The organism is Mycobacterium sp., assembly GCF_035314665.1.
Taxonomy (GTDB): domain Bacteria; phylum Actinomycetota; class Actinomycetes; order Mycobacteriales; family Mycobacteriaceae; genus Mycobacterium.
This window is the reverse complement of record NZ_DATFZD010000019.1, coordinates 1-10,669: the sequence shown is the minus strand read 5'-3', so window position 1 is coordinate 10,669 and position 10,669 is coordinate 1. Positions and strand designations below refer to the sequence as shown.

The following is a 10,669-nucleotide window of genomic DNA, read 5'->3' as shown; positions in this document are numbered from 1 at the left end:
CGGGGGCGGCTCTAATGTCCAGCGCGGCCAGCTGAAACCCCGCACGCTGGCTCTTCGGACAAGTCACTTCCCGGGCCCACCAGCAACCACCATACAATGGTAATCACAACCGCTCTCTTGACACAGAGAGGCGCCGTCTAGCATCTAGCTGTGCCAACGATGCGGATCCGCCAGGCAGCCGAGCTGCTGGGGGTCAGCGACGACACGGTCCGGCGGTGGATCGACAACGGTGCTTTGTCGGCCAGCCAGGACGCCGCCGGCCGCAAGGTGATCGCCGGGAACGTCTTGGCCGAGTTCTGGCGGAACAACGCCCGACCGCTACCGCCGAACCCGCTCGGCACCGGTAGCTCGGCACGCAATCGCTTTGTCGGCTTGGTCACCAACGTGGTCCGCGACAAGGTCATGACACAGGTCGAGATGCAATGTGGCCCGCACACCGTCGTCTCGCTGATGAGTACCGAGGCCGCACGCGAATTGAAGCTCGAGCCAGGCAGTCTCGCTGTGGCGGTCGTCAAGGCCACCACGGTGATCGTCGAAACCCCTAAACCGTTTGCCGAGTGACGCATTTGGGTACGCGGCGACCGTGGGTGCGGTCATCGGAAAGATGGAAGCGCAGTCGGCTGTATGAATGGCTTGGCCTGAAAGGCTATGTCGCCTTTAATCTGCCCCGAACGGTGACCACGCTGGGCGCGGCGCTGCTGACCGGAATCGTCGCGGCCCATGTCTACGTGTTGACGAGCCGGCCGTCGTTGCCGATGTATTTCGTCGTCTACACCGCCATCCTGGGAGCCTGCTGTCTGTTTACTGCCGCGTTTCTGTGGCGGGGACGCAATCCCCTTGTGCCACAACGAGGATGGTTTATCGGTGATCGTGCCGAGGCGTCAGGGGCCTTGGTCGCGGTCCCCCGAATTTCCTGAGTCACCGGCGCCCCACGGTTATCACTCAGTGACAAGTCGGATGTCATCATAGGAGAGTGCGGTTACCGCAGTCGACAGATCCGCGGCCACACAACGTCGGGATCCTTTTGGCCGCGGGTGCCGGCCGCCGATACGGCAAGCCGAAGGTACTAGTTAATGGTTGGCTGGACACCGCGGTTGCAGCGCTGCGCGATGGGGGATGCGCCGACGTCGTTTTGGTCTTGGGTGCCGCCGAGGTCGTTCCGCGGCGCGGCGTCACCGCGATCACTGCTCGGTACTGGCATGAGGGCATCAGCGCTTCAGTGCGTGCGGGTCTAATGCAGGCCGACCGCATGCACGCCGACTATGCCGTGCTGCATGTCATCGACACTCCGGATGTGGGCGCAGCAGTGGTGTCGCGAGTGTTGGGTCGCGCGTTGAGCTCCGAAAGTGGGCTTGCGCGAGCGTATTTCGGTGGACGGCCCGGACATCCGGTGGTGATTGCGCGGCGGCACTGGCCCGAGGTGCTGGCCCTGATATCTGGAGATCGAGGCGCGGGTGCGTACCTGAGCACGAGGCGCGACGTAGAAATCGTCGACTGCGCCGATCTTGCGGGCGGTCAGGACATAGATGAGTTTTAAGCCGCGTAAGCGCTGCTTCCGTTGCGCTTGCGGCCCTGCCGCTAACTCCAGAGCGTGACGTGCACCTTTGGGCGGAATCTGGTCACCCCGACGCCAGTTCCCCGGATCATCGCCTGGATGCACCTCGGAGTGGTGATGAAGCGGACCAGTTCGGACACAGCGGGCTGGCGGGCTGACGGTGGCAGCGTCGCGACACACCACTCACCCGCCCTGTCCAGCCCGGGGCCGATCACGTGGGTCAACCGTCCGGCGGAAAGGTCTTTGGCGATCGCGAAACCGATAGTCAACGTAACGCCGCCAACACGCTGAACCTCCTCGAGCGCAGCGGCCTCGCTCTGAAAGATCCGTTGTTGTGATTCCGGAATTGCCAAGCCACGCAACATGGTTGCGATCTCGCCGCCCACGCTGCCTGCCGATGGTCCGAGCATCCACTGTTGTTGTCGCAACAGCCCGGGCGTCGGAATACCAACGACCAGTGGGCTATTCGGCGCCGCGACGGTGATGACCTGATATTTCAGAAAGGGACGCACGAAGATCGAACCGTCGGAGCCGAGCGAGCTTTCACTTGCCGGGCCGATCGCGATGTCAACGGCGCGGGAGCAGATCAGGTCGCGGAATTGGCTCGTCGGGTGCACGCTCAACTCGACAGACAAGTCGTCGGCCCGCGACGAGAAGAGCTCGATCAGGCCCGGCGCGGCGTGCTCGGCGAAGGCGCTGGACGCGGCGATCCGCAGCAGGCGGCGCCCGTGGGCGGCCTCGGTGACCTCGATCGCGGTTTGCTGTTGCAGTCCCAGGATCTCGACCGCGCGGCTGGCCAGCCGGAGTCCGCCCGGCGTGAAGGCTAGTCCGGCACCGGTCTTGGTGAACAACGGGTCTTCGAGTTCCTTGCGTAGCGCCGCCACGTGCATCGAGACCCCGGCGTCGGATACGCCTAGTTCCGCGGCGGCCGCTCGGACCGAACCCAGACGAACCACCGCCGAATAGGCCCGAAGTTGAGCCGGAGTCATGGCTGTGAGCCTACTTTGGGGCCTAATTTAGGAGATGTGCGTGACGTGCTTGCCGAGCTCATGTCGATCTGGCGTGCTGATGACACCGCAGGGCTCGGGACGGTAGTGCGAACATTCCACTCGGCGCCGCGGCCGCCTGGGGCCTCGATGGTGGTAGCTCCGGACGGTTCAGTGAGTGGGTCGGTGTCGGGTGGCTGCGTAGAGGGCGCTGTTTATGAACTGGCCACCGAGGTGGCGCAAACCGGGACTCCGCGGCTGCACCGCTATGGGGTCAGCGACAGCGATGCCCTCGCGGTCGGCCTGACTTGCGGCGGCATCATCGACATCTTCGTGGAGTCGGTGTCGCGAGCGACGTTCCCCGATCTTGACGAGGTGGCCGACGACGTCGGTGAGCACCGTGCTGTCGCGGTTGCGACGATCATCGCCCACCCGGACGCGCCGTGGGTTGGCCGCAGGCTGGTCATCCGGCCGGACGCGGTGACCGGATCGCTGGGTTCGGCGCGTGCCGACGCCGCGGTCGCCGACGACGCGCGCGGCTTGCTCGCGGCGGGCCGCAGCGAGGTCCTCGAGTATGGACCCGACGGGCAGCGTCTGGGCGCAGGCATGGAGGTCTTCGTGTCCAGCTATGCTCCGCGCCCGCGGATGCTGGTGTTTGGTGCCATCGACTTCGCCGCCGCCCTGGCCCGGCAGGGATCATTTCTCGGCTACCGGATTACCGTCTGCGATGCCCGCCCCGTATTTGCCACCCGAGCACGTTTTCCAACGGCCGACGAGGTGGTTGTCGACTGGCCGCACCGGTATCTTGCCGCCCAGGCCGAGGCGGGCGCCATCAACGAGAGCACGGTGATCTGTGTGCTCACCCACGATCCGAAGTTCGACGTCCCGGTGCTTGAGCTGGCACTGCGCCTGCCCCACGTCGGATATGTGGGGGCGATGGGATCGCGCCGGACCCATGATGACCGGATAGCGCGGCTGCGAGCGGCGGGGTTGACTGACGGCGAGCTAAGCCAGTTATCCAGCCCGATCGGACTGGACCTCGGTGCCCGGACCCCGGAAGAGACCGCGGTCTCGATCGCAGCCGACATCATCGCCCGGCGTTGGGGCGGCGGAGGCCGCCCGCTGGCCGAAATCAAAGGGCGAATCCACCATGAGACGCAGGTCCAGGGCGAGTTAAAGGATTACTTAACTCGACATTGACGTGTACTGCGGGCTGACCGACACTTGGGGTCCCTTCCCGCAGTGAGGTGCGTCACATGCAAGTACCCGGGCCCTTCGAATACGAGCGCGCGACCAGCGTCGACCACGCGATTGGATTGCTGGATCGGTTGGGGGAGGGGGCGCGGGTGGTCGCCGGCGGGCACAGCCTGCTGCCGATGATGAAGCTGCGCATCGCCAACCCCGAGTACCTCGTCGATATCAACGACTTGGCGCTCGAGCTGGGATACGTGATCACCGATCCGACCCTGGTTCGCATCGGCGCTATGACCCGTCACCGCGAGCTGTTGGAGTCGGACACCCTGGCCGCCGTGTGCCCGATCTTCCGCGACGCCGAACGGGTGATCGCCGACCCAGTGGTCCGCAATCGCGGCACCCTCGGCGGTTCGCTATGCCAGGCGGATCCGGCCGAGGATCTGTCGACGGTGTGCGCCGTGCTGGATGCGGTGTGCTTGGCCAGAGGGCCTTCGGGTGAACGCCAGATCGCAATCGACGACTTTCTGGTCGGGCCGTACGAGACCGCCCTGGCCTACAACGAGATGCTGGTCGAGGTCCGGATCCCGGTGCGGCACAACACGTCGAGCGCCTACGCGAAGGTAGAACGGCGGGTCGGCGACTGGGCGGTCACCGCGGCCGGCGCGGCGATCACGCTCGACGGCGACTCGGTGGCCGCCGCCCGGGTGGGTCTGACCGCGGTGAATCCCGACGCGGCCGCACTCGCGGAAATCTCGGCGGCTCTGGTCGGCCGGCCCGCCACCGAAGAGGTCTTCGCCGAGGCGGGCCGTCGGGCCGGCGAAGCCTGCGAGCCGGTGACCGACGTCCGCGGCACCGCCGAGTACAAGCGACACTTGGCCTCCGAATTGACCATTCGCACGCTGCGCACCGCCGCCGAGCGCGTGCGCGGACAAAGGAACAGGTAGCTATGCAGGTGAATATGACCGTTAACGGCGAGCAAGTCACCGCCGAAGTCGAACCGCGGATGCTGCTGGTGCATTTCCTGCGTGATCAGCTGCGGCTCACCGGCACTCACTGGGGCTGTGACACTAGTAACTGCGGAACATGCGTGGTCGAGGTCGACGGCATGCCGGTGAAGTCCTGCACCATGCTAGCGGTGATGGCATCCGGGCACAGCGTGCGGACCGTGGAGGGGTTGGCGGTGGACGGCCAACTCGACCCGGTGCAGGAAGGGTTCATGCGCTGCCATGGACTGCAATGCGGATTCTGCACCCCGGGAATGATGATCACCGCCCGCGCCCTACTGGACCGCAACCCCGACCCCGACGAGGAGACCATTAGGGAGGCGATCTCCGGACAGATCTGCCGGTGCACCGGATACACCACGATCGTGCGCTCCATCCAGTGGGCCGCACGCAACGCAACACCGGCGGCAACCTCATGACCACCATCGAAAACCGTCCGCCCTCACCAGAAGACACAGCCGACAACGATCAAAAGCCGTGCGGGCACGGACGGATGCTGCGCAAAGAAGATCCTCGATTCATCCGGGGCCGCGGCAACTACGTGGACGACGTCGCACTGCCGGGCATGCTGCATCTAGCGATCCTGCGCTCGCCATATGCGCACGCCCGCATTGTCGGCATCGATGTCACTGCAGCCCTTGCCCATCCGAAAGTCAAAGCGGTGGTGACAGGTGCCGACCTGGCCGAGAAGGGTCTGGCCTGGATGCCGACGCTGTCCAACGACGTGCAGGCGGTGCTCGCCACCGACAAGGTCCGCTTCCAGGGTCAGGAGGTGGCGTTCGTCGTAGCCGACGACCGGTATTCGGCCCGTGACGCACTGGAGTTGATCGATGTCGAGTACGACCCGCTCGACCCCGTGGTCGACGTCCGCACCGCGCTCGACCCGTCGGCGGCGGTGATCCGCACCGATCTCGAGGGCAAGACCGACAACCACTGCTTCGACTGGGAAACCGGTGACGCGGCGGCGACCGAAGCGGTGTTCGCGAAGGCCGACGTGGTCGTCAAGCAGGAAATCGTCTACCCCCGGGTGCACCCCGCACCGATGGAGACGTGCGGCGCGGTGGCTGATCTGGACCCGGTGACCGGAAAGCTGACGTTGTGGTCCACCAGCCAGGCGCCGCACGCGCACCGCACGTTGTATGCGTTGGTCGCCGGTTTGCCCGAACACAAGATCCAAGTGATCTCACCGGATATCGGCGGCGGCTTCGGCAACAAGGTCCCGATCTATCCGGGCTACGTGTGTGCGATCGTCGGGTCGCTGGTGCTGGGCAAGCCGGTCAAATGGATGGAGGACCGCAGCGAGAACCTGACCTCGACGGGGTTCGCGCGCGACTACATCATGGTCGGCGAGATCGCCGCCACCAAAGAGGGCAAGATCCTCGCGATCCGGACCAATGTGCTGGCCGACCACGGCGCATTCAACGGCACAGCAGCACCGATGAAATACCCCGCCGGCTTCTTCGGCGTGTTCACCGGCAGCTACGACATCGAGGCCGCCTACTGCCACATGACCGCGGTGTACACCAACAAGGCACCCGGTGGGGTGGCGTACGCGTGCTCGTTCCGGATCACCGAGGCTGTCTACTTCGTCGAGCGGCTGGTGGACTGTCTGGCCTTCGACCTCAAGATGGACCCGGCCGAGCTACGGCTGCGAAACCTGCTGCGGCCCGATCAATTCCCGTACAAGAGCAAGACCGGCTGGGTCTATGACTCGGGTGACTACGAGACCACGATGCGCAAAGCCATGGACATGATCGGCTACGACGCGCTGCGCGCCGAGCAGAAGGAGCGGCGGGCGCGCGGCGAGCTGATGGGCATCGGGATGTCCTTCTTCACCGAGGCCGTCGGTGCCGGTCCGCGCAAGGACATGGACATCCTCGGCCTGGGCATGGCCGACGGGTGCGAATTGCGCGTGCACCCGACGGGTAAAGCCGTTGTGCGGCTTTCGGTTCAGACCCAAGGCCAGGGCCACGAGACGACGTTCGCCCAGATTGTCGCCGAGGAACTGGGCATCCCGCCCGACGACATCGACGTCGTGCACGGCGACACCGACCAGACGCCGTTCGGGCTGGGCACCTACGGCAGCCGGTCCACGCCAGTATCGGGCGCGGCCGCGGCTCTGGTGGCGCGCAAGGTCCGCGACAAGGCCAAGATCATCGCATCGGGAATGCTGGAGGTGTCGGTAGCCGACTTGGATTGGGAGAAGGGCAAATTCCACGTCAAAGGTGATCCGTCGGCTGCGGTGACAATCCAGGACATCGCGATGCGCGCGCACGGGGCCGGCGACCTGCCCGAGGGCATCGAGGGCGGCCTGGACGCGCAGATCTGCTACAACCCGGAGAACCTGACCTACCCATACGGCGCGTACTTCTGTGTGGTGGACGTCGATCCGGGCACCGCGGTGGTCAAAGTGCGGCGCTTCCTGGCCGTCGATGACTGCGGTACCCGCATCAACCCGATGATCATCGAAGGGCAGGTGCACGGCGGCATCGTCGACGGCATCGGGATGGCGTTGATGCAGATGATCGCCTTCGACGAAGAGGGCAACTGCCTGGGCGGGTCGCTGATGGACTACCTGATCCCGACCGCGCTCGAGGTGCCGCACCTGGAGACCGGGCACACCGTGACGCCGTCGCCGCACCACCCGATCGGGGCAAAGGGCATCGGCGAATCGGCCACCGTCGGATCGCCGCCCGCGGTGGTAAACGCGGTGGTGGATGCGTTGGCGCCGTTCGGGGTTCGCCACGCCGATATGCCGCTGACACCGTCCCGGGTCTGGGAGGCCATGCAGGGCCGCGCCAGACCGCCGATCTAGAGGGCTATATGACGATCAGCGAGCGAGCTCAGCAACTGTTGGCGGCACGGACACCGTTTGTGCACGCGACGGTGGTGCGGGCCCAGCCGCCAACTTCCGCTTACCCGGGAGACGAAGCAATCCTGTTGGCGGACGGCACGATCGAGGGCTTCGTCGGCGGCCAGTGCGCACAAAACTCGGTCCGTAAGGCGGCGCTGGGTGTGCTGCAGGCGGGCGAAAGTGTGTTGCTGCGAGTGCTTCCCGACGGCGACGTGCACTTTCCCGAGGCACCCGGCGCCTGCGTTGTCGTCAACCCGTGCCTGTCCGGCGGATCGCTGGAAATCTTCCTGGCGCCGCAGCTGCCCGCTCCCCTGATCCGGATCTATGGAGCCACGCCGATCGCAGACGCGCTAATGCAGCTGTGCGGCGTGCTGGGTTATGACGCGCGGCGCGACACCGATCTAGCCGACACCTCCGCGGTGGTGATCGCCAGCCATGGCGGCCCGGAAGCCGAACTCATTCGCACGGCCTTGGATAACGGCGTTGGGTATGTCGGTCTGGTGGCCAGCAAGGTTCGCGGCGCCTCGATCCTGAACGAACTCGAACTCTCCGACGTCGAGCGAGCCCGCATACATACCCCGGTCGGATTGCCGATCGGCGCCAAGACACCGGCGGAGATCGCGGTATCCATCGCCGCTGAACTCATTGCCGCCGTCCGCGACGGCAGCCTGATTCGTCCCGCTACACCGGTGAACGGCGGCGCGCGCGAGGCGGTCGACCCAGTGTGCGGCATGACGGTGCCGATCGGACCCGCCACCGAGCACTTGGAATTGCGCGGCGCCGACTACTGGTTCTGCTGCCCAGGATGCCGCACGGCATTTGCCGCCGGGAAAGCCGGCGTATGACAGCGCAGCGGATCACCGGCGTCGTGCTGGCCGCCGGCAGCTCGCGCAGGCTAGGGACGCCTAAACAGGTTCTGCCATACCGGGAGACGACCGTACTGGGGGCCACCCTCGACGTTGCCCGCGCCGCAGGATTCGACCAGATCATCGTCGTGTTGGGTGGTGCTGCCCAAGCGGTGCGCGACGTGGTGCCGCTGGACGGCGCCGACGTGGTAGCCGTCGACGACTTTGGCACCGGCTGTTCGGCGTCGTTGCGTGTCGCGCTGCATCGGGTAGACCCGCGGGCTGCCGGCATTGTGCTGATGCTCGGCGATCAGCCATGTGTAGCTCCCGAAACGGTGCAGCGGATAGTCGCCGCCGCGCCGGGCGCCGACGTCATGGTGTGCCGTTACGCCGACGGCATCGGGCATCCGTTCTGGTTCAGCCGCGATGTATTCGGCGAACTTTCGCAACTGCACGGCGACAAGGGAGTCTGGAAGCTAGTCCAGTCGGGCCCGCACCCGGTACACGAGATCGCTGTAGCGGGCCCGGTGCCACTCGACGTCGACACCTGGGACGACTACCAGCGATTGCTGGAATCGATGCCATCATGATTTTCGCGGACCCCGACGACGTGATCCGCCGGTTCGACGCCCAGGACTACCTACTCGACACTGGAACCGCGTCCGCAATCTATCTGGCAGTCACGCTCGGCAAACCGCTCCTGCTGGAAGGAGAGCCCGGCGTCGGCAAGACGACGGCCGCGAAAACCCTTGCGGCAGTGCTCGATACCACACTACTTAGGCTGCAATGCTACGAGGGCCTGACCGCCAACGAAGCGCTTTACGACTGGAACTACCAGCGCCAGCTGCTGGCTATCCGGCTGGCCGAGGCGCGCGACACCGGTATCGAAGAAGCGGATCTCTACACCGAGACCTACCTGGTGGATCGGCCCATCCTGCAGTGTGTGCGGCATCGGGGTCCGACACCGCCGGTGCTGCTGATCGACGAGATCGACCGGGCAGACGACGAATTCGAAGCGCTGCTGCTGGAGTTCCTCGGTGAGGCCGCGGTCACCGTCCCGGAGTTGGGCACCTTCGTCGCCGAGCGCGCGCCGATCGCGGTGCTCACTTCCAACCGTAGCCGCGACCTACACGACGCACTGCGGCGGCGCTGCCTTTACCACTGGATCGATTACCCGGAGCCGTCCCGGGCGGCCGCGATTGTCCGCCGGACGGTGCCCGGGGCGACGACACCGCTGATCGAGCATGCCACCCAATTTGTGAGCAGCGCACGTGATCTTGACCTGGACAAGCCGCCCGGCGTGGCCGAGACCATCGACTGGGTAGCGGCTCTGGTGTCGCTGCGCGTCGCAGATATTGCCCCGGCCGATTCGGTCGATTCGGCGCTGGCGAGCCTTGGGGCACTCGCCAAGACGCCCGACGATCGCACCCTGATCCGCGACGCGTTCATCGAATACAGCCGCACATGAGAGGAACCACGGGATGAAGATCGCCAACCAGTTCACTGTCAGCGCGCCGATCGAGCGGGCCTGGGACGTGCTGTGCGACCTGGAGCAGGTGATTCCGCTGATGCCTGGTGCGGCGCTGATCGGCCATGAAGGCGACGAATACCTCGGCAAAGTCAAAGTCAAGGTCGGGCCCGTCACCAGTGAATTCAGCGGCAAGGTGCGTTTCGTCGAGCAAGACCGCGACCAGCACCGCGCGGTTATCGACGGCAAGGGCAAGGAGGCGCGCGGGACCGGCAACGCGGCCGCCACGGTCACCGCCCAGCTGCACGAGGAGGGGGGTCGCACGAATGTCAGCGTCGACACTGACCTGAAGATCGTCGGCAAGCTTGCTCAGTTCGGCAGCGGAATGCTGCAACAGGTGTCGGAGAAGCTACTGGGCCAGTTCGTGGAGTCCCTGGAAGCCAAACTGGCCGCCGAGAATGCCGGCGTCCCAAATGGTTCGACCGATACGGCCGAGGAGGCCAGCGCCGAGCCGATCCCGGCCTGGCCGGCAAATCCGGTCCCGGGCACCCGCCAAGACCCCGCTCCCGAGCCAGAGCCCATCGATCTGCTGCAGCTCGCGGGTGGCGGCCAGCTCATGAAGTACGGCTCGGCGGCGGCGGCGCTGCTCGCCGGGCTGGTGCTGATCTGGGTGCTGCGTCGAAGAAGTTAGCCGCTCGTGAGCACCCCGTTGCTGTTGCGTGGCGTCGATCTGGCGGCGTTCGCGGCGGCGTTGGCAGCGCGC

Annotated in this window: 11 protein-coding genes and 1 pseudogene; 11 read left to right on the top strand and 1 reads right to left on the bottom strand. The window is 65.8% G+C overall.

From position 1 onward, the window contains the following. The first annotated feature begins 150 nt into the window (after nucleotides 1-150). The 3 genes from VKI00_RS01280 to VKI00_RS01270 all read left to right on the top strand — a co-directional run bounded on the left by VKI00_RS01280 (nucleotide 151) and on the right by VKI00_RS01270 (nucleotide 1,537). Nucleotides 151-561 (top strand): TOBE domain-containing protein, encoded by a 411-nt coding sequence (locus tag VKI00_RS01280; protein ID WP_324434682.1) that lies wholly within the window; start codon nucleotides 151-153, stop codon nucleotides 559-561. 113 nt (nucleotides 562-674) lie between these two features. Then, entirely contained in the window at nucleotides 675-917 is a 243-nt protein-coding gene (locus tag VKI00_RS01275) for a hypothetical protein (RefSeq protein WP_324434680.1), read from the top strand. A gap of 56 nt (nucleotides 918-973) precedes the next feature. Then, entirely contained in the window at nucleotides 974-1,537 is a 564-nt protein-coding gene (locus VKI00_RS01270) for a nucleotidyltransferase family protein (RefSeq protein ID WP_324434678.1), read from the top strand. Nucleotides 1,538-1,578: 41 nt separating this feature from the next. On the opposite strand, the gene VKI00_RS01265 is transcribed toward VKI00_RS01270, so the two are convergent. Beyond that, the gene (locus VKI00_RS01265; RefSeq protein ID WP_324434677.1) at nucleotides 1,579-2,544 is read right to left on the bottom strand and encodes a LysR family transcriptional regulator; all 966 of its coding nucleotides are present in this window, start codon (nucleotides 2,542-2,544) and stop codon (nucleotides 1,579-1,581) included. A 36-nt stretch (nucleotides 2,545-2,580) separates the two neighbouring features. Here VKI00_RS01265 and VKI00_RS01260 point away from each other — a divergent pair, with 36 nt between their 5' ends. The 8 genes and pseudogenes from VKI00_RS01260 to VKI00_RS01225 all read left to right on the top strand — a co-directional run bounded on the left by VKI00_RS01260 (nucleotide 2,581) and on the right by VKI00_RS01225 (nucleotide 10,597). Further along, nucleotides 2,581-3,741 (top strand): XdhC/CoxI family protein, encoded by a 1,161-nt coding sequence (locus VKI00_RS01260; RefSeq protein WP_324434676.1) that lies wholly within the window; start codon nucleotides 2,581-2,583, stop codon nucleotides 3,739-3,741. Between the two features lie 56 nt (nucleotides 3,742-3,797). Beyond that, nucleotides 3,798-4,679, top strand: a complete 882-nt coding sequence (locus tag VKI00_RS01255; RefSeq protein ID WP_324434675.1) for a xanthine dehydrogenase family protein subunit M — start codon at nucleotides 3,798-3,800, stop codon at nucleotides 4,677-4,679. Between the two features lie 2 nt (nucleotides 4,680-4,681). Then, nucleotides 4,682-5,158: a (2Fe-2S)-binding protein gene (locus tag VKI00_RS01250; RefSeq protein ID WP_324434674.1), complete on the top strand. Its 477-nt coding sequence runs from the start codon at nucleotides 4,682-4,684 to the stop codon at nucleotides 5,156-5,158. Then, nucleotides 5,155-7,554 (top strand): aerobic carbon-monoxide dehydrogenase large subunit, encoded by a 2,400-nt coding sequence (locus tag VKI00_RS01245; RefSeq protein ID WP_324434684.1) that lies wholly within the window; start codon nucleotides 5,155-5,157, stop codon nucleotides 7,552-7,554. The genes VKI00_RS01250 and VKI00_RS01245 overlap by 4 nt, the downstream gene beginning before the upstream one ends. Before the next feature lie 8 nt (nucleotides 7,555-7,562). Then, a pseudogene (locus VKI00_RS01240) lies at nucleotides 7,563-8,258 on the top strand (XdhC family protein); the annotation flags it as partial. A gap of 176 nt (nucleotides 8,259-8,434) precedes the next feature. Continuing rightward, on the top strand, nucleotides 8,435-9,028 hold the full coding sequence (locus VKI00_RS01235; protein ID WP_324434673.1) for a nucleotidyltransferase family protein: 594 nt from the start codon (nucleotides 8,435-8,437) through the stop codon (nucleotides 9,026-9,028). Further along, a complete protein-coding gene (locus VKI00_RS01230) occupies nucleotides 9,025-9,906 on the top strand; it encodes a MoxR family ATPase (RefSeq protein WP_324434671.1) in 882 nt (293 codons plus the stop codon). The genes VKI00_RS01235 and VKI00_RS01230 overlap by 4 nt, the downstream gene beginning before the upstream one ends. A 13-nt stretch (nucleotides 9,907-9,919) precedes the next feature. After that, the gene (locus VKI00_RS01225) at nucleotides 9,920-10,597 is read left to right on the top strand and encodes an SRPBCC family protein (protein WP_324434669.1); all 678 of its coding nucleotides are present in this window, start codon (nucleotides 9,920-9,922) and stop codon (nucleotides 10,595-10,597) included. Nucleotides 10,598-10,669: the final 72 nt, after the last annotated feature.

Coding starts and splice junctions, on each gene's coding strand:
- VKI00_RS01265 (WP_324434677.1), bottom strand. CDS start 2,544: ATGACTCCGGCTCAACTTCGGGCCTATTCGGCGGTGGTTCGTCTGGGT.
- VKI00_RS01255 (WP_324434675.1), top strand. CDS start 3,798: ATGCAAGTACCCGGGCCCTTCGAATACGAGCGCGCGACCAGCGTCGAC.
- VKI00_RS01250 (WP_324434674.1), top strand. CDS start 4,682: ATGCAGGTGAATATGACCGTTAACGGCGAGCAAGTCACCGCCGAAGTC.
- VKI00_RS01245 (WP_324434684.1), top strand. CDS start 5,155: ATGACCACCATCGAAAACCGTCCGCCCTCACCAGAAGACACAGCCGAC.
- VKI00_RS01235 (WP_324434673.1), top strand. CDS start 8,435: ATGACAGCGCAGCGGATCACCGGCGTCGTGCTGGCCGCCGGCAGCTCG.
- VKI00_RS01230 (WP_324434671.1), top strand. CDS start 9,025: ATGATTTTCGCGGACCCCGACGACGTGATCCGCCGGTTCGACGCCCAG.
- VKI00_RS01225 (WP_324434669.1), top strand. CDS start 9,920: ATGAAGATCGCCAACCAGTTCACTGTCAGCGCGCCGATCGAGCGGGCC.